This is a genomic window from Halosimplex pelagicum (genome assembly GCF_013415905.1).
In the GTDB taxonomy this organism is placed as follows: Archaea; Halobacteriota; Halobacteria; order Halobacteriales; family Haloarculaceae; genus Halosimplex; species Halosimplex pelagicum.
In genome coordinates, this window is record NZ_CP058909.1 from 3053358 (window position 1) to 3069911 (window position 16554).

The 16554-nt window shown below is 70.1% G+C and carries 17 protein-coding genes; 10 read left to right on the plus strand and 7 right to left on the minus strand.

Going from position 1 to position 16554, the window contains the following annotated elements; translation table 11 throughout:
* Nucleotides 1-32: 32 nt before the first annotated feature.
* Complete coding sequence (locus HZS54_RS15270; protein WP_179917967.1) at nucleotides 33-692, minus strand: DsbA family oxidoreductase; 660 nt, start codon at nucleotides 690-692, stop codon at nucleotides 33-35.
* A 215-nt stretch (nucleotides 693-907) separates the two neighbouring features.
* Between HZS54_RS15270 and cysS the strand changes: the two genes are divergently transcribed.
* Both cysS and HZS54_RS15280 read left to right on the plus strand, forming a co-directional pair.
* Nucleotides 908-2392 (plus strand): cysteine--tRNA ligase, encoded by a 1485-nt coding sequence (cysS, locus tag HZS54_RS15275; RefSeq protein ID WP_179917968.1) that lies wholly within the window; start codon nucleotides 908-910, stop codon nucleotides 2390-2392.
* Between the two features lie 81 nt (nucleotides 2393-2473).
* Nucleotides 2474-3121, plus strand: coding sequence for a DUF6517 family protein (locus HZS54_RS15280; RefSeq protein WP_179917969.1), 648 nt, complete (start codon nucleotides 2474-2476; stop codon nucleotides 3119-3121).
* A gap of 53 nt (nucleotides 3122-3174) precedes the next feature.
* Here the strand turns inward: HZS54_RS15280 and HZS54_RS15285 are convergent, their stop codons facing one another.
* A complete protein-coding gene (locus tag HZS54_RS15285; protein WP_006885684.1) occupies nucleotides 3175-3348 on the minus strand; it encodes a hypothetical protein in 174 nt (57 codons plus the stop codon).
* 123 nt (nucleotides 3349-3471) lie between these two features.
* Between HZS54_RS15285 and HZS54_RS15290 the strand changes: the two genes are divergently transcribed.
* Together HZS54_RS15290 and corA are read left to right on the plus strand one after the other, a co-directional pair.
* Nucleotides 3472-3642 (plus strand): hypothetical protein, encoded by a 171-nt coding sequence (locus HZS54_RS15290; RefSeq protein WP_179917970.1) that lies wholly within the window; start codon nucleotides 3472-3474, stop codon nucleotides 3640-3642.
* Complete coding sequence (gene corA / locus HZS54_RS15295) at nucleotides 3639-4616, plus strand: magnesium/cobalt transporter CorA (protein WP_179917971.1); 978 nt, start codon at nucleotides 3639-3641, stop codon at nucleotides 4614-4616. Before HZS54_RS15290 ends, corA begins: the two co-directional genes overlap by 4 nt.
* Before the next feature lie 32 nt (nucleotides 4617-4648).
* Here corA and HZS54_RS15300 read toward each other — a convergent pair whose 3' ends face one another.
* Entirely contained in the window at nucleotides 4649-5917 is a 1269-nt protein-coding gene (locus HZS54_RS15300) for a tripartite tricarboxylate transporter permease (protein ID WP_179917972.1), read from the minus strand.
* Between the two features lie 423 nt (nucleotides 5918-6340).
* On the opposite strand from HZS54_RS15300, the gene HZS54_RS15305 reads away from it, so the two are divergent.
* Nucleotides 6341-7210, plus strand: coding sequence for an ABC transporter ATP-binding protein (locus tag HZS54_RS15305; RefSeq protein WP_425484385.1), 870 nt, complete (start codon nucleotides 6341-6343; stop codon nucleotides 7208-7210).
* Nucleotides 7207-8907 carry a hypothetical protein gene (locus HZS54_RS15310; RefSeq protein ID WP_179917974.1) on the plus strand — a complete coding sequence of 567 codons (1701 nt, stop codon included), beginning with the start codon at nucleotides 7207-7209 and terminating at the stop codon, nucleotides 8905-8907. Before HZS54_RS15305 ends, HZS54_RS15310 begins: the two co-directional genes overlap by 4 nt.
* A 99-nt stretch (nucleotides 8908-9006) precedes the next feature.
* Here HZS54_RS15310 and rpl12p read toward each other — a convergent pair whose 3' ends face one another.
* The 3 genes from rpl12p to HZS54_RS15325 are packed head-to-tail and all read right to left on the minus strand — an operon-like array spanning nucleotide 9007 to nucleotide 11055.
* Nucleotides 9007-9363: a 50S ribosomal protein P1 gene (gene rpl12p, locus HZS54_RS15315; protein WP_179917975.1), complete on the minus strand. Its 357-nt coding sequence runs from the start codon at nucleotides 9361-9363 to the stop codon at nucleotides 9007-9009.
* A 5-nt stretch (nucleotides 9364-9368) separates the two neighbouring features.
* Nucleotides 9369-10415, minus strand: coding sequence for a 50S ribosomal protein L10 (locus HZS54_RS15320; protein WP_179917976.1), 1047 nt, complete (start codon nucleotides 10413-10415; stop codon nucleotides 9369-9371).
* A gap of 1 nt (nucleotide 10416) precedes the next feature.
* Nucleotides 10417-11055 carry a 50S ribosomal protein L1 gene (locus HZS54_RS15325; RefSeq protein ID WP_179917977.1) on the minus strand — a complete coding sequence of 213 codons (639 nt, stop codon included), beginning with the start codon at nucleotides 11053-11055 and terminating at the stop codon, nucleotides 10417-10419.
* A 350-nt stretch (nucleotides 11056-11405) separates the two neighbouring features.
* Here HZS54_RS15325 and HZS54_RS15330 point away from each other — a divergent pair, with 350 nt between their 5' ends.
* The 3 genes from HZS54_RS15330 to HZS54_RS15340 are packed head-to-tail and all read left to right on the plus strand — an operon-like array spanning nucleotide 11406 to nucleotide 14523.
* A complete protein-coding gene (locus HZS54_RS15330) occupies nucleotides 11406-12542 on the plus strand; it encodes a sugar ABC transporter substrate-binding protein (RefSeq protein WP_179917978.1) in 1137 nt (378 codons plus the stop codon).
* Nucleotides 12543-12574: 32 nt separating this feature from the next.
* Nucleotides 12575-13390 (plus strand): ATP-binding cassette domain-containing protein, encoded by an 816-nt coding sequence (locus HZS54_RS15335; RefSeq protein ID WP_179917979.1) that lies wholly within the window; start codon nucleotides 12575-12577, stop codon nucleotides 13388-13390.
* Nucleotides 13387-14523: an ABC transporter permease gene (locus HZS54_RS15340; RefSeq protein ID WP_246391660.1), complete on the plus strand. Its 1137-nt coding sequence runs from the start codon at nucleotides 13387-13389 to the stop codon at nucleotides 14521-14523. Before HZS54_RS15335 ends, HZS54_RS15340 begins: the two co-directional genes overlap by 4 nt.
* Nucleotides 14524-14666: 143 nt before the next feature.
* On the opposite strand, the gene HZS54_RS15345 is transcribed toward HZS54_RS15340, so the two are convergent.
* Nucleotides 14667-15155 (minus strand): 50S ribosomal protein L11, encoded by a 489-nt coding sequence (locus HZS54_RS15345; protein WP_179917980.1) that lies wholly within the window; start codon nucleotides 15153-15155, stop codon nucleotides 14667-14669.
* Between the two features lie 338 nt (nucleotides 15156-15493).
* Between HZS54_RS15345 and HZS54_RS15350 the strand changes: the two genes are divergently transcribed.
* The gene (locus HZS54_RS15350; RefSeq protein ID WP_179917981.1) at nucleotides 15494-16483 is read left to right on the plus strand and encodes a transcription initiation factor IIB; all 990 of its coding nucleotides are present in this window, start codon (nucleotides 15494-15496) and stop codon (nucleotides 16481-16483) included.
* Nucleotides 16484-16554 lie beyond the last annotated feature (71 nt).

Sequence of the window (16554 nt, forward strand, 5' to 3'; positions counted from 1 at the left end):
GGTCCGTCGGCGCTCCTCTGCCGGCCGTCCCTTCAGCTCCCCTCGACAAGCCGTCGGAGGTGCTCGGGTGGGACGGCGCCGCGGGCGGCGTACTCGCCGTAGGTGAAGGTGGGGACGCCCGTCACGCCCTCGCGCCGGGCCGCGTCGAACCGCTCGGTGACCGCGTCGCGCCACTGCTCGTCGTCGAGCACGTCCCGGATCTCCGCGGCGTCGAGGTCGACGTCGCTCGCCAGATCCGCGAGCACGTCCGCGTCGCCGATGTCCCGCTCGTCCTGCCAGAGCGCGTCGAGGATCGCCTCGTCGAAGGCGAGCCACTGCTCGTAGGGGTAGGTCTCCTTGACGTAGTAGGAGGCGACCTGTGCGGGCAGCGAGTCGATCTCGCGGGAGAGTGCGAGGCTCATCTCGACGCCGTACTCCTCCTGAAGGCGTTCGACGTTCTCCCTGGCCTGCTCGAAGTAGTCCTCGTCCTTGCCGTCGTCGACGGAGTGGTCGACGGTTCCGTCGGGCCGGCGCTTGTCGGCCCGCAGGTCGAAGGGGTACCAGTCGATCTCCAGGCGCTCGTCGCGCTCGCTCTGGTACTGCGCGAGCGACTCGCGCCCGAGGTAACAGAACGGACAGACGTAGTCGGAGTAGATCCCGATCGGCCGGGCGGTCTCGCTCTCGGCGCCAGCGTCGGGCTCGGCGTCGTTCATACTCCTCGATTGCGGCCGCAGTGGGAAAAGCGACCGGTGACACCCGTGTCACCGGACGGCGACACGCTCTCGACACCGCCGCGGTCGCCGCCCGACTCAGTCGGTCCCTCGGGCGGCCGTCCCGTCGCCGTCGGCCTCGACGCCCGTACCGCCGCCGTGGCACGGACCGACGGCCATCCGCCAAGTTGAAACGCCGGGCCGCGTAGATGCCGGTAATGACGCTTCAGGTGACGAACACGCTCACGGGCGAGCGCGAGGAGTTCGAGCCGGTCGACGACGACGAGGTCACCCTCTACCTCTGTGGCCTGACGACCTCGGACCCCGCCCACGTCGGCCACGCCCGCACGTGGACCCACACCGACGTGGTCCACCGGTGGCTGGAGTACCTGGGCCACGACGTGCGCCACGTCGAGAACTTCACCGACGTGAACGAGAAGATCGTCGCCCGCGTCGGCGAGGTCGGCGACGACGAGGAGAGCGTCGCCCGCCACTACACCGAGGAGTTCGTCGAGGTCATGCGGGCGCTGAATCTGAAGCGCGCCGACGTGTACCCCCGCGTCTCCGAGCACGTCGACGAGATAATCGCGATGGTCGAGACGCTCGTCGAGGCGGGCTACGCCTACGAGTCCGAGGGGTCGGTGTACTTCGACGTGACCGCCGACGACGACTACGGCAAGCTCTCGAACCAGACGGTCGAGGAGTCGGAGGTCCAGGGCGACGAGGACGAACTCGCCGAGAAGCGCCACCCCGCGGACTTCGCGCTGTGGAAGGCCGGCGGGGTCGACCCGGCGGACATCGCCGAGCACCGCCACGACGACGCGGCTCCCGCCGAGGAAGCCGCCGAACGCGCCCAGACCTGGGAGTCGCCGTGGGGCGAGGGTCGGCCCGGCTGGCACATCGAGTGCTCGGCGATGTCGACGACCCACCTCGGCGACACCTTCGACATCCACGTCGCCGGCTCGGATCTCGTCTTCCCGCACAACGAAAACGAGATCGCACAGGCCGAGTGCGCGACGGGTCGGGAGTTCTCGCGCTACTGGCTCCACACCGGGATGGTCCAGGTCGCCGACGAGAAGATGAGTTCCAGCCTGCGGAACTTCACGACCGCGCGGGCGGCCATCGAGGAGTTCGGCGTCGACGTGCTCCGAACCTTCTTCGTCTCGACCGTCTACTCGGCGGACCCGACGTTCTCCGAGGAGACGCTGGCCGAGGCCGAGGAGCGCTGGGAACGGCTCGAACGCGGCTACGAGCGGGCGGTCGAGGCGGCCGACGGCGTCGACGCGTACGCGACGGCCGCCGACCCCGCCCTCCGGGAGGCCGTCGAGTCGGCCCGCGCCGACTTCGAGGCGGCGATGAACGACGACCTCAACACCCGCGAGGCGATGGCGGCGCTGCTGGAGCTGGCCTCGGCGGTCAACGCCCACGTCGACGACCGCGACCGCTACGACTTCCCCGGGCTCAAGCGGGCCATCGACGCCTTCGAGGAACTGGGCGGCGACGTGTTCGGCCTCTCGTTCGGGACGACCGAGGGCGGCGCGGTCCGGATCGCCGAGGACCTCGCGGAACTCGTGCTCGACCTCCGCGAACGGGAGCGCGAGGCGGGCAACTACGAGCGGGCGGACGAACTGCGCGACCGCCTCGACGACGTCGGGGTCGAGGTCGAGGACGGCGACGACGGCCCGACCTACCGCTTCGAGTAAGTCCCCGTCGCCCGGCCACGAGCCGACGCCCTCGCGGTCCGGGCCGGCGGGTTTATCCCTCGCGGCGATAACGTCGGTGACATGATACGGTCACGCGACGCGGGTATCGGGATCGCGCTCGTGCTCTTGCTGGCGACCGCCGGGTGCATCGGCTTCCTGACGGGGAGCGAGCCGCTCGGCTTCGCCGCGAACGAGACCGAGGTCGACGACGCGACGCTCGACGAGACCGACTACCGGCTGGCCGACAGCGGTTCGCCCAACAGCACGCACAACGTCACGGTGGCGGGCCAGACCCGCCAGGTGGTCGTCTCCAGCGAGCTCCGGCGGTACAACCGTACCGTCACGCTGGCCGAGGGTATCGAGGGCGACTTCGCGCGGGTGACCGTCTTCACCTCGCCCGCCGCGACGGTCGGCGGCACCTCGGTCAACCCCATCGGCTCGCTCTCCGACGAGCGGCTCGTCCGCCGGTTCGTCGGCACCTCCTCGGGCCTCTCGAACGTCGAGTTCCGGTCGAACCGCTCGGTCGAGTTCCTGGGCGAGTCGCGAACGGTCTCGGAGTACGCCGCCACCCGGTCGATGGGCGGCGTGCAGACCAACGCGACGGTCCACCTCGCGACGGTCGAACACGACGGCGACTTCGTGACCGTCGTCGCCGTCCACCCCGAGGCGGTCGACGAGCGCTCGCGAGTCGACGCGCTGCTGGCCGGGCTGCGCCATCCGCCGGCCTGACGGACCGACAACGGCCGCGCTCGGGTCGCGTTTCGTCTCGGTTCCCGTCTCGATCAGCCGCCGCCGCCGGCGACGCCGCTGCCGATCGCGGCGCCGCAGTCAGCGCAGCCGACCACGTAGAAGCGCTTCGAGGAGCGGAACAGTCCGGCCATCTTCGCGTCCATGTCGACGAACTCCACGTCCTCCTTCTCGGCGAGTTCCGCGTCGCATTCAGGGCAGTGGACCATGCCCGACGCGACTCGCGGGTCCGATAAGTGTCTTGTCCCGCCGGCGGGGAGTCCCGAGGGAGCGCCGGGCGAGCGACGGCGAGCGGCATACGCTTTTGCCGCTCGCGGTCGTCGGGGGTGGACATGAAGGCGGCACTGCCGGTCGGGCTCGCGCTCACGGCGGCCGGGACCGCGGGGTACGCGGTCGCCGTCGCGGCGCCCTACCCCGGGCGCTCGCTGTCGGTGACCGCTGTCATGGTCGGGGTCACGCTCGCGGCGATCGGCCGGTCGAAACCACCGGAGGGCGAGCCGTGACGACGGCGCTCGTCTACCGCGCCGACGAGGTCACCGAGTACGACGACCTCGCGGCGGCCCGCGCCGCACGGGGGACGACCTGGGTCCACGCCACCGGCGCCGACCGCGCCGAGATGGAGCGGGTCGCCGACGCGTTCGGCATCCACCCGCTGTCGGTCGAGGACGTGTTCAACGGCGTCCGACCCAAGACCGAGGAGTACGACGACTACACCCTCGTCGTCGTCAAGCGCGCCACGCTCCGCGGCGGCGAAACCACCTTCGACGAGGAGATCAGGGACGTGCCCGTCGGCATCTTCGTCGGGAGCGACTGGCTGGTCACGCTCACGCCCGGTCCGGCCGATCCGATCGACCGGGTCCGGGAGGCCGTCCGCTCGGGCGACGAGCGACTCCTCCACCGCGGCGCCGACTTCACCGCCTACCGGATCGTCGACGTTGTCGTCGACGAGTACTTCGAGTTGCTCGACGAGATCGAGGACGACATCGAGGCCGTCGAGGACGCCGTGACGACCGCCACCGACATCGAGACGCTCGAAGCCATCAACAGCGTCCGCCGCGAGCTGCTCTCCTTTCGAAAGCTCGCCTGGCCCACCCGCGAGGCCGTCGGCGTCCTCGCCAGGGGCGACCCCGCCCAGGTCGACGAGGAGACGGAGAAGTACTTCCGCGACGTGTACGACCACCTCGTCCAGCTGGTCGACCTCACCGAGACCTACCGCGACTTGGCCTCGGGCGCCCGGGACATCTACCTCAACACGCTCTCTCAGTCCACCAACGAGGTGATGAAAGTCCTCACCGTCGTCGCGACCATCTTCATCCCGCTCACCTTCGTCGTCGGCGTCTACGGCATGAACTTCGGATCGAGCCCCTACAACATGCCCGAACTCGCGTGGCCCTACGCCTACCCCGCTGTCATGGTCGGGATGCTCCTCGTGGCTCTCGTCATGCTCACCTACTTCCGCGGCCAGGACTACATCTGAGCGCCCGACCGTTCGTCCGTCGTGACGCGGATTCAAACCCCCAGAATCAGCGGGACGAGCAACACGCCCATCAGCGACGCCCGGCGAGCCCCGAATTTGACGGGCACCAGCCCGACGACGGTCGAAGCGGCGAACACGCCGACGCCCAGCGCGCCGGTCAACACGGCAATGACGACGACGACGAGACACAGCACGCTGACGGACAGCCGCGTGTAGTCGGCCTGTCCCACCAGCCGCAGATACCCGTCGCCAAGCGTCACCACGAGCACGAACCCGCAGGCCGCGGCGACGAGGACGCTCCCGAGCAACAGCGGGAGGTCGAGCGGCACGCCGGCGTCGTCCATCGCGACCATCACGCCGGTCCGGGGCGTCCCGAGCGCGATCAGAGCAAGGAGAGCGAAAATGGTGTTGGCGGTGTTCACGCCGCTGGTCGTGACGATGAACCCGCGGGCGCCTTCGGGCTCGCGCTCGGCGCCGACGCCGCCACCGCCCGGGACGGCGAGCAACGCGACGGTCGCGGCGATGGCGCTGGACACCCCCGGGACGTAGCCGACCACCGCGCCCGAGAGCGTCCCCGCGAGCGCGAACCCCGCGACCGCGCGCCGGGAGGTCGTCACCGCGGGGTCGTCCTGCGGCGGGACGCCCTCGCCGGTCAGCGCGTCCAGCAGGACCGGCGCGCCGAACAGCCCGGTGAAGATGGGCGCGAGCATCCCGCCCGAGTCGACGAGTCCGCCCGGTGGGAGGTCCAGCGCGACCGCGCCCAGGCCGCCGCTGGCCGCGACCGACAGCGCGGCGCCCACCCGCCCCGCGTTCGTCGACTCCGTGGCGACGAGGACGAGGACGACGCCGCCCAGAAGGAGCGACAGATGCGCCCGCAGCGTCGGATAGACGGACGTCATCGCCCGGGTCATCGGGACCGCGAGCGGGACCGCCAGCGCCACGGCGCCGGCGCTCCCCAGCGCCGACAGCCGGAGCGCCTCGCGACCCCGGCCAGCGAGGACCAGTCGGTGCCCGGGCAACGCCGAGCTGGCCATCGCCGGATCGGGCACGCCCAGCGCGAGCGCCGGCACCACGTCCAGAAACGTGTGGACCGTCCCGGCGGCGAGCATCGCCGCGCCGACGTACCGGACCGGACCCGGAATCGCGGGCGCGATGCCGGCGAGCAGCAACGCGAAGGTGTTGGCGTGGATCCCCGGGGTCAGCCCGCTGACGGTCCCGAGCGCGACGCCGCCGGCGACGAACCCGCAGAACAACAGCGTCGCCGACGGGTCGACGGCCAGCCCGAGGCCCAGTGGCTCCATCGCGCCGGAGTGGTCCCGCGATGGCGGATAAACCCTCGCCGACGCCGGCCCCGTCCCCGAACCGGGCCCGACACCGACCGGTGAGCCGTCGCGAGTCGCCGGACCGACACTTATGCGTTTCGGCGAGTTTCCCGCCGGGCACCCCTGGCTCGGGGGCCTTTTGGGTGGGGATCGTGGGTCGAAACACCGATGACGCCCTCCACGCGAGACGGACCCGCGGACGAATCGACCGACGAACCGGCGACCGATGGATCGACAGGCGGCGACCGCTCGACAGGCGACGACCGCTCGACAGGCGACGACCGCTCGACGGAGCGCCGGGCGGGCGACGCGATCTTCCGGAGCGACCTGGGTCGCGCCGGCCGTTCGGCGGCGACCGGCGCCGAGCGCGACCCCGAGCCGGACGGGGGCCCGCGCGTCCGCATCGACGGCGTCGGCAAGCGCTACGGCGACCAGTGGGCGCTCCGGGGCGTGTCTCTCGACCTCGACTCGGGCGTCCTGGGGCTGCTCGGTCCCAACGGCGCCGGCAAGTCGACGCTCATGGGCATCCTGACGACGTTCACGGCACCGACCGAGGGCACCATCACCGTCGACGGCGTCGACGTGCGCGAGGACCCGACCGCGGTCCGATCCCGGCTGGGCTATCTCCCACAGGAGTTCGGCGTCTATCCCGACCTGACCGCCCGGGAGTTCCTCGAGTACCTCGGGGCGCTCCGGGGACTTAGCCGCGCGACCGCCCGCGAGCGCGCGGTCGACCTGCTCTCGGTCGTGAACCTCGCCGACGCCGCCGACCGCCGGCTCGACACCTTCTCCGGCGGGATGACCCAGCGCGTCGGCATCGCGCAGGCGCTCCTGGCCGACCCCGACGTGCTCGTCGTCGACGAACCCACAGTCGGCCTCGACCCGACCGAGCGGGCGCGCTGCCGGAACGTGCTCGCCGACCTCGCGCGCGACCGCGTGGTCGTTCTCTCGACGCACATCGTCTCCGACGTGGAGGCGACCGCGAGCGACGTGGCCGTCCTCGTCGACGGCCGGCTCCGGACCCACACCGACCCCGAGACGCTCGTCGAGACCGTCGACGGGCGCGTCTGGGAGTGCGTCGTCGACGACCGCGCGACCCTGGCCCCCGACTACCTCGTCACGAACACGGCCCGGCGCGGGGACGGCCGCCGCGTTCGCGTCGTCGCCGACGACCCGCCGACCGACGACGCGACGCCCGTCGATCCGACGCTCGAAGACGCCTATCTGGCGCTGCTGGACGACCGCGACCCGAACGGCGGTGGTCGGCCGTGAGCGAGCGACCCGCCGAATCCGGCCCTCGCCGTTCGAGCGCCGCTGGGACCGCCGACGCGCCCGTCGGCACCCCGGCCGAGGGCGTCCCGACCGACGGCTCCCGACTCGACGCGGTCGTCGCCATCGCCCTGTCGGACTTGCGCCAACGGTCGCGGTCGCCGAAGTACCTCGCCGTCGCGCTCCTCGTCGCGTACCTCGCCCAGAGCGTCACGGCGGGGGACGTGCAGCTGTTCGTCGCCGGCGACTACACCGGCGTCCCGACCGCCGAGTGGTTCGGCGGCTTCGCGGCCGTCGTCGCGACGACGCTGCTGGTCCTCGGCGGCTTCTCGCTCGTCCGCGGCCCGCTCGCCCGCGACCGTGCGGAGGGGATCGCGCCGCTCGTCGCCACCTCGCCCGTCGGCGACGCCACCTACCTCGTCGGCCGCTGGCTTGGCTACGTCGCCGTCCTCGCGGCCGTCACCGCCGCGCTCGCGCTCGCGACCGTCGCGGGATTCGCCCTCCACGGGACCGGACCGCTTGCCCTCTGGGACCTGGTCGCGCCGTTCGCGCTGCTCACCCTGCCGACGATGGCGCTGGTCGCCGCTATCGCCGTCTGCTTCGAGGCGGTCGCGCCGCTCGCCCGGACGCTGGGCACGGCCATCTACGTCTTCGGCGCGATGATGGTGATGTCCGTCACCGCCGTCGCACCGGTACCCATCTTCGACCTCCTGGGGATCGCAGTCGTCCGCGGGAGCATGCTCGCCGACCTCCCCGTCGACGTGTCCGGGCTCGACCGGCTCACCTTCCGGATCGCTCCCCCGACGGAGGCCGCCCGGTTCACCTACCACGGGGTCGACTGGGGGCTCGTCGAACTCGGGTCGCGGCTTCCGATACTCGCCGCGGCGGCGCTCTCGCTCGGCGTCGCGACGCTCGCGTTCGACCGCCTGGGCGCCGACGCCGGGCTGGCGGGACTGGTGAGCCGAGTCCCGACCCCGCTCGCTCGCGAGCGCGATCACGACGACGCCCCGAGCGAAGCAACCGATGCCATCGCTACCGACCGACTGGACGGCGCCGCCGACCCGGCCGCGACGACGGTCGACCGACTCGACAGGCTCGATCCCGGGACACCCCGGCTCCTCGACCCGCGGGTCGTCCTCGCGGAACTCCGGCTCACCCTCCGCGGTCACCGCCGGCTGTGGTACGCGGCCGTCCTCGGCGCGCTCGTCGCCCAGTTCGTCGCGCCGCTCGACGCCGTCCGCGGGCTGGTCGCCCCGCTGGCCCTGCTACTCCCACTCGCCACGTGGTCCGGCCTCGGCGTCCGCGAACGCCGCCACCGCACCGAGGCGCTCGTGTTCACCGCGCCGCGCCCGGCGGGCCAGACCCTCGCCGTCTGGGCCGGCGGCGCCGCCGTCGGCCTCCTCGCCGTCGCGGGTTACGCCGCCCGGCTCGGGCTCGCCGGCGACACCGCCGCGCTCGGTGCCCTCCTCGCCGGACTCGCGGCGGCACCGGCGCTCGCGCTCGCCGCGGGCGCTTGGCTCGGGAGCGCCCGCGCGTTCGACACCGTCTACCTGCTGGCGTGGTACCTCGGCCCGCTCCAGGCCGTCGCGCCGCTCGACTTCGTCGGCGCCACGTCCGTCGGACCCGTCCGAACCGCCGCCTACGCCGCGCTCGCCGTCGGCTGTCTGGCCCTCGCGGTCCTCGGCCGGCGCCGTCCCTGAGCGGTCGGCGGCGCCGCTGTGACGCTCACTCCGCGACAGGACCGCCGACGCCGCGGCTGGCCGGCGGAATAAATCGAAGGAAGGTATCGGTGGTCGAGGTTAGCCGAACAGCTCGCCGAGGCCCTCGCCGCTGGCCTCGTCGTCCTCGTCGTCGTCGTCGTCGCCGCCTTCGTCGGCTTCGGCTTCCTCGGCCTCGTCGTCGTCGTCGTCGCCGCCCTCGTCGGCGGACTCGTCGGCGCCGCCGGCGCCGCCCGCGGCCCCACCGGTCGCGGCGGGGACTGCGGCGGCCTGCTCGACGGCGTCGTTGATGTCGACGTCTTCGAGCGCCGCGACGAGCGCCTTGACGCGGGACTCCTCCACGTCGACGCCCGCGGCCTCGAGCACGTCGGTCAGGTTGGATTCGTTGATCTCTTCGCCCGTCTCGTTCAGGATGAGTGCTGCGTAAACGTATTCCATTGTTGTTAGAACATGGCTCCCATGGCGTCGCCGACGTCCTCGTCGTCGTCTTCGTCGTCCGCGGCCTCGTCGGCCTCGGCTTCGGCGTCGTCGTCGGACTCGTCGGCGCCGTCGTCGTCGCTATCGGTCTGGTCGTCTGTCGATTCGGCTGCGGCGGGCTCGTCCACGTCCTGAAGCTCCTCGGGGAGGGCTTCGGGGTCGTCGACCTGCGCCGCCAGCGCTCGCACCTGTCCGTCGGCCTTCGAGACGAGGTCGTCCATGACCCCGGGGCTCTCGATGGCGCCCTGCAGGGCGAGGCTCTTGGCGTCGCCGCGGGCCTTCTGCAGCAGCGTCGCGGCGGTGCGGTCCGTCGGGAACACGGCGTTGACCGAGAGGTTGCGACCGCGCGCGGCCGCCGCCTCGATGTCCGCCTGGTACTCCTCGACGTCCAGTTCGAGTTCCTCGGGCTCGAACAGCACGCCGTCCGCGTAGACGGCGCGCAGGTCCAGCCCGACTTCCTTCGGCTCGATGCCGAGTTCGTTCAGGACGTTCGCGAGGTCGTTCGAGACCACCTCGCCGGTGTCGAGCACCGTCGAGTCCGAGAGCACCTGGATCGACCCTTCCTGGATGCGGGCGTCCGCGCCGACCTGCTGGAGGTCGCCGACGAACGGCCCGGGGTCGATGCCCGTGTCGCCCTCCGGGATGACGATGTCGTTGGGGGCGACCTCGCCGGCGTTGATCGGCGCCGGCGTCTTCGAGGCCTCGAGCTGCTGGTAGAGGCCGAAGGGGTTCTCGTTGGTGCCGATGAGGCCGACCTGGCCCGACACGTAGCCGGTCAGGTCTTCGAGGCCGTCGTCGACCTCCTCGAGCGCGCGCTCCATGAGCGTGTTACGCGAGACGCGGAGTTCGGCCGTCCCGTACAGGTCCCGGCGCATGTCCTGGAGCTGTCGGGAGGGGATGCCGGTGATGTCGACGATGCCGACGCTGTCGTACGATTCGATCATCTCGACGACGTCGGCGACCTCCTCCTGCTTCCACTGCGGGATGGTCTCGGTCTTGCGTTCGGCGCTCATATCAGGCGACCTCCACTGCCGGACCCATCGTCGTTTTCACGTAGATGGTGTCGATGTTGAGCGGACCCTTCTCGAGATCTGCGTGCAGGCGGCGGAGGATGACGTCGATGTTGTCGCCGATATCCTCGGCGGACATGTCCTCGGCACCGACGCGGGTGTGGAAGGTGCGCCGGTCGCCGCTCCGGATGGTGACGGAGTTTTTCAGTCGCTCGACCATCTCCACCACGTCGTCGTCCGGCGCGATGGGGTCGGGCATCTTCCCTCGCGGACCGAGGACGGTCCCGAGGTAGCGACCGATGTCCTGCATGAGCGACTCTTCGGCGAGGAAGAAGTCGGTCTCGTCGGCCAGGTCCTTGGCCTCGTTGTCGTTGTCTCCCAGGTCGGCGAGATCGTCGCTACTGAGGACTTCCTCTGCAACGTCCTCGGCGCGCAGGGCGGTCTCGCCCTCCGCGAACACGACGATCTGGGTCTCCTGTCCGGTCCCGGACGGGAGGACCACGTCCTGGTCGACGCGGTTCGACGGATCGTCTAGATCGATGTCGCGCAAGTTGATCGCGAGGTCGACCGTCTCCCGGAAGTTCCGGGCCGGACTGTCCTCGAGTGCGCGAGAAACTGCGTTCTCTATTTCCTGATCTGCCATTGTTCACCTCCGTAGTACGCCAGCGGCTCCTACGGGTCAGTGAAACAGGCGAAGCCTGTCTCACCTGTGGGGACGCCGATGCGACACTTAAAGTCGTCGAACGCGCCCTACAGCGTCACGCGTTGCCACTCGGCCCCGCCGGCGTCGAGGCCATCGGCGCGACACATACTGTACATTATACTAACACTCAGTGGTCAAAACGAGACGGGATATCCCTCGGATAGTTAGTGTCAACAAATATAATCATCGTTAGGGTTAAATAACGATGCTCGGTAACGTGAGTCATGTCCCGTGATAACACAGATGCCACGGAGATCCGAGTGGGCAGGGGTGTATCGCGTCGCCAGGTCATGAAGCAGCTGGGTGCGGTCGCCGCGATCGGCGGGCTCGGCGGACTCGCCGGCTGTACTCAGGGGGACGACTCCACGGACACGCAGGGCGGCGGCGACGGCAGCGGGACCGGGACCGCCGGCGACGGCGGTGACGGTGGGGGGTCCGGCGGAGCGCCCAACTACCAGCTCGTCCAGCTGAACCCGCCGCCGACGACGCTCGACTTCTCCTCGGAGCCCGAGGCGCGCCAGATCACGATGGTCACCCACGACGCCAGCACGTCCTTCTTCGACCCGACGATCGGGGGGCTCCACGACGCGGCCAGCCAGATGGGGTGGGAAGCCACGTTCACCGGTCCCTCCAGCGGGTTCAGCGTGCAGGAGCAGGTCAACATCCTCAACTCCGTCGTCGACTCCGGCCCGGACGCCATCGCGACGACGATCGCCGACCCGGCCGCCTACGACGACGTGATCAACCGGGCGCTGGAGAACGACATCCCGGTCGTGACGTACAACACGCTCGCGCTCGACCGCGAGCAGATGCGGAACAAGTACGGTCGGGCGCTGGCCTACACCGGCCAGGACCAGGTCGCCGCGGGGTACGTCTGCGGGCTGTCCATGCTGGAGAAGCTCCCCGACGACGCGTCGCGGGTGACCCCCGGCCTCTCGGACCCCGGTCACAGCGCGCTGTCGGCCCGCGCCGAGGGGATGGAGATGGCCGTCCGGCAGAACTCCGACGTCGAGGTGACCGACCGGCTCAACTACACCGGCGACTCCAACGAGGGCGTCTCCCGGATCGAGAACCACCTCACCGCGAACCCGGACCTGGACGGCATCATGGGCGCCGACGCGTTCACCTGGTTCATCGGCAACGCCATCGAGAACCAGGGGGTGGCGGATTCGGTCGTCGGCGGCGGCTTCGACCTGACCGGCGAGACGCTGGAACACATCAACAACGGGAATCTGAAGTACACGACCGGGCAGGACCCCTACAGCCAGGGCTACTTCCCGACGATGCAGATGTTCGCCTACATGGACCGGGGGATGCCGCCCAAGGACTACCCGACCGGCGCCGAGGTCATCGACGAGTCGAACATCGAGTTCGCCCAGGAGCGCTCGGGCGGCTGGGGCCAGCTCCGCGAGTACCACGGCGCCTGACCGCCGTCGCCGCACCACGAGGTTCTCCAGCTATGTCCCAACAGGACCCGATACTCTACACGGAACGACTCACGAAACGGTTCGGGAACATCCACGCCGTCGAGGACGTGGACTTCGAGGTCAGGGAGGGCGAGGTCATGGCGCTGGTCGGCGACAACGGCGCCGGCAAGTCGACGCTCATCAAGATGCTCTGTGGCGTCCACGAGCCGACCAGCGGGCGGATCTTCGTCCAGAACGAGGAGGTCTCGTTCGACGACTACAACGACGCTCGCGCACACGGGATCGAGACGGTGTATCAGGAGCTGGCGCTGGCGCCGAACCAGACCGTCGCCGCGAACGTCTTCCTCGGCCACGAGCCGACCAGGATGGGGCGGCTCGGCCGCTGGCTCAACCTCGTCGACGAGGAGCGGATGGTCGAGGAGGCGAAGACGAACCTCGACCGGGTGAAGATCCCGGTCGACCCCGAGGCAAAGGTCGAGAACACCTCCGGCGGCCAGCAGCAGGCCGTCGCGATCGCCCGCGCGCTCCAGTCCGACCCCGACATCCTGATCATGGACGAGCCGACGAGCGCGCTGTCGATCGAGGGGGCGCGCAACGTCCTCCGGGTGATCGACGACCTGCGCGACCAGGGGCTGACGATCGTCCTCATCAGCCACAACATCCGCCACGTCCTCGGCATCGCCGACCGGGTCTCCGTCCTGGCCCAGGGCCGCATGATGGGCGTCCGCGAGGCCGACGAGGTCACCCGGAACGAGATCATCGCGCTGATGATGGGCGCCGAAGACGAATCCGAGTTCGAGGAGTTCGACCTCTCGCGGACCGCCGACGAGGAGGGGACCACCGCATGAGCGACGCCCGCGACTCCCGATCGTCCGACGGGACTCCGGACGACCCGTCCGATGGGACCCCGGCCGACCCGTCCGACGGGACCCCTGTCGAACCCGACGGCCCGACGGTCGCGACGGACGGCGGGACCGCAGACACCGGCGACGCCCGGGCGGTGAGCCGGGCCGGTGACTCGCTGCTCCAACGCCTGATATCTCGCCGCGAGGTCGGCGTGTTCTTCGGGTTCCTGGTCCTCTTCGGGCTGATAGGGGTCACTCGTCCGGACATCTTCCTCAACTGGGGATCGATGTCCGGCATCACCTCGCGGCTGTTCCGGTCGGTGGCGCCCTACATCATCATCGGCATCGGGATGAGCTACCTCATCATCGGCGGGGAGTTCGACCTGTCGGTCGGGTCGATGTACGCCGTCGGTGGCATCACCTTCGCGATGCTGATGAACGACTTCAACCTCACCGTCCTCGCCGCCCTGGCCGCGGTGCTCGTGGTCGGCGGCGTCGTGGGGCTGACCAACGGCGTCATCGTCACGAAGGCCGGCGTCCCCTCGCTGATAACGACCATCGGGATGATGAGCGTCCTCCGCGGCATCGCCTACTACTTCACGCCCGCGGGGTCCAGACAGACGCCCGACCTGGCGCTGATCGATGTCTTCGGCGGGAGCATCACCGTCGCCGGCCTCGAGATCCAGAACCAGATCTTCTGGGCGATCGGCCTGACGGTCGTCTTCGGGTTCCTGCTCCAGAAGACCCGCTTCGGCTACCACGTCTACGCCACCGGCGACGACCAGGAGGCCGCCGAGATGGCCGGCATCGACACCGACCGCGTCAAGATCGTCAACTTCGTGCTGACGGCGGTGCTGGCGTCGTTCGCTGGCGTCGTCGCCATCTCCTACTTCGGGTCGATGTTCGGGTCGGCTGGCATCGGCTTCGAGCTGCTCGTCATCGCAGCGGTCGTCATCGGCGGGACCAACCTCTTCGGCGGCGAGGGCACCCTCCTGGGGATGTTCCTCGGCTCGCTGGTCATCGGCGTCATCCCCGTCCTGCTCGTCCTGAACGGGATGCCCGTCGAGCTCCAGGAGTTCCTCACCGGCGTCGTCATCATCGTCGCCGTGCTGCTGGACATCCTCATCCGCCGGTAACCGGCGGACCGGCCGGTCCCCGTCGGGACGCCCTCGTCCTCCCCGACGAGAAGGTCGACCCGGGTTCCGGGCCGGACGCGCGGAAGGTAGTCCGCGAAGAATCCGCAAAAGACGGCGTTCGGTCGCGAGCGTCGGCTCGGCGGCTACGCGGCCGCTTCGTCGGCGAAGTGGTCGTCGTACTCGCCGTCGTCGATCCGCTCTTTGAACTCGCGGGGGTCGTTGCCCTCGATGGTGACGCCCAGCGAGGTGCAGGTGCCGACGACTTCCTTCGCGGCGTTTTTCGTGTCGTAGGCGAGCAGGTCCGTCTGTTTCTGCTCGGCGATCTGCTTGACCTGGTCGACCGAGAGGTCGGCGACGAAGGTCTCCTGGGGTTCGCCGCTGCCCGTGTCGAAGCCGGCCTCGTCCTTGATGAGTTCGGCCGTCGGCGGGACGCCGACCTCGATCTCGAAGCTCCCGTCGTCGTCGTACTCGACGGTGACGGGGACCTCGGTGCCGTCGAACGCTTCGGTCTGGTCGTTGATATCCTGGACGACTGCCTGCACGTCCACGGGCGTCGGACCGAGCTCCGGCCCAAGCGGCGGGCCCGGATTGGCCTGCCCGCCCGGGACGAGCACTTCGATAGTTCCAGCCATACACGACGAAACCGGCGGGGCGGGTTTAAGAATTGCTTTTCGCGGACGACACCCGGGGAGGCCACATGTTGGGTACGACAGTCAATACCACTGCTCCACAAGTCCGATTCGGTGACCGGCACGGCCCGTTCGACCGCTGTCCGCTACCCGCCGTCTGCCGGCCGCTTCCCATCGTCCGTCACCCGCCGCCCACCGCCCCACTCCGCATCGGCCGCCAGCGGCGCCGGAATACTGTAACTACTCCCGTAACAACTCTGCAGTAACTATTTACGTCAGTACCACATAGGATCGGATGCGAACCACGGGTCGGCGGCGACCGCCGCCGGGCCGAACACACAATGACAAGCACGAACCAGCGAGTCACGGGCCGGCACGTCCAGCCCGTCGAACGCACGGACGAGGGGACCGAATCGGGGACCGAGTCGGAGCGCGAGCGCGACGAGTGTCCGGAGTGCGGTGCGGCGGGCATCACCGACGAGAAGCGGGGCGAGACGGTCTGCCAGGAGTGCGGCGTCGTGCTGGAGGAAGACGTGGTCGACCGCGGCCCCGAGTGGCGGTCGTTCGACGCCCGCGACAAGGCCCAGAAGAGCCGCGTCGGGTCACCGACGACCGAGATGCTCCACGACAAGGGGCTGTCGTCGGTCATCGACTGGCAGAACAAGGACGCCAACGGCCAGACGCTCTCGGCGCGAAAGCGCGAACAGATGTCCCGGCTGCGCACCTGGGACGAGCGGTTCCGCTCCCAGAGCGCCCAGGACCGCAACCTCAAGCAGGCGCTGGGCGAGATCGACCGCATGGCGAGCGCGCTGGGCATCCCGAAGGACGCCCGCGAGACCGCCAGCGTCATCTACCGGCGCGCGCTCGACGAGGAACTCATCCCCGGCCGGTCCATCGAGGCGATGGCCACTGGGTCGCTGTACGCCGGCGCCCGGCAGGCCGGCGTCCCGCGCACGCTCGACGAACTCGAGACCGTCAGTCGCGTCGACCGCAAGGAGTTCGCACGCGCGTACAGGTACATTGCACGCGAACTCGAACTCGCGATGGAGCCGACCGACCCCGCCCAGTACGTCCCGCGACTGGTCTCGGACCTGAACCTGTCCGAGGAGACCAAACAGCGGGCGGTCGAGCTGCTCGAGGCCGGCAAGCGCGAGGCGGTCCACTCCGGGAAGAACCCGGTCGGACTCGCCGCGGCGGCCATCTACGCGGCCGGCCGACTCACCAACGTGGAGGTGACCCAGCACGAGGTCGCCGACGCCGCCGACGTGTCCGCGGTGACCATCCGCGACCGCTACACCGAACTGCTCGACGCCGACGACCGGGCCGCCTGAGGTGACGACCGTGGCGACAGGCGACCGAGTCGACGCCGATCGCCGTCCCGGCCGTCCGCCAGTCCGCGGTC

Excerpts from the sequence above, each read along its gene's own strand:
- HZS54_RS15270 (WP_179917967.1), bottom strand. The coding sequence starts at position 692 with ATGAACGACGCCGAGCCCGACGCTGGCGCCGAGAGCGAGACCGCCCGG.
- HZS54_RS15300 (WP_179917972.1), bottom strand. The coding sequence starts at position 5,917 with ATGGAGCCACTGGGCCTCGGGCTGGCCGTCGACCCGTCGGCGACGCTG.
- HZS54_RS15340 (WP_246391660.1), top strand. The coding sequence starts at position 13,387 with ATGAGCGACGCCCGCGACTCCCGATCGTCCGACGGGACTCCGGACGAC.
- HZS54_RS15320 (WP_179917976.1), bottom strand. The coding sequence starts at position 10,415 with ATGAGCGCCGAACGCAAGACCGAGACCATCCCGCAGTGGAAGCAGGAG.
- HZS54_RS15330 (WP_179917978.1), top strand. The coding sequence starts at position 11,406 with ATGAAGCAGCTGGGTGCGGTCGCCGCGATCGGCGGGCTCGGCGGACTC.
- HZS54_RS15290 (WP_179917970.1), top strand. The coding sequence starts at position 3,472 with ATGAAGGCGGCACTGCCGGTCGGGCTCGCGCTCACGGCGGCCGGGACC.
- rpl12p (WP_179917975.1), bottom strand. The coding sequence starts at position 9,363 with ATGGAATACGTTTACGCAGCACTCATCCTGAACGAGACGGGCGAAGAG.
- HZS54_RS15325 (WP_179917977.1), bottom strand. The coding sequence starts at position 11,055 with ATGGCAGATCAGGAAATAGAGAACGCAGTTTCTCGCGCACTCGAGGAC.
- cysS (WP_179917968.1), top strand. The coding sequence starts at position 908 with ATGACGCTTCAGGTGACGAACACGCTCACGGGCGAGCGCGAGGAGTTC.
- HZS54_RS15345 (WP_179917980.1), bottom strand. The coding sequence starts at position 15,155 with ATGGCTGGAACTATCGAAGTGCTCGTCCCGGGCGGGCAGGCCAATCCG.
- HZS54_RS15335 (WP_179917979.1), top strand. The coding sequence starts at position 12,575 with ATGTCCCAACAGGACCCGATACTCTACACGGAACGACTCACGAAACGG.
- HZS54_RS15350 (WP_179917981.1), top strand. The coding sequence starts at position 15,494 with ATGACAAGCACGAACCAGCGAGTCACGGGCCGGCACGTCCAGCCCGTC.
- HZS54_RS15280 (WP_179917969.1), top strand. The coding sequence starts at position 2,474 with ATGATACGGTCACGCGACGCGGGTATCGGGATCGCGCTCGTGCTCTTG.
- HZS54_RS15285 (WP_006885684.1), bottom strand. The coding sequence starts at position 3,348 with ATGGTCCACTGCCCTGAATGCGACGCGGAACTCGCCGAGAAGGAGGAC.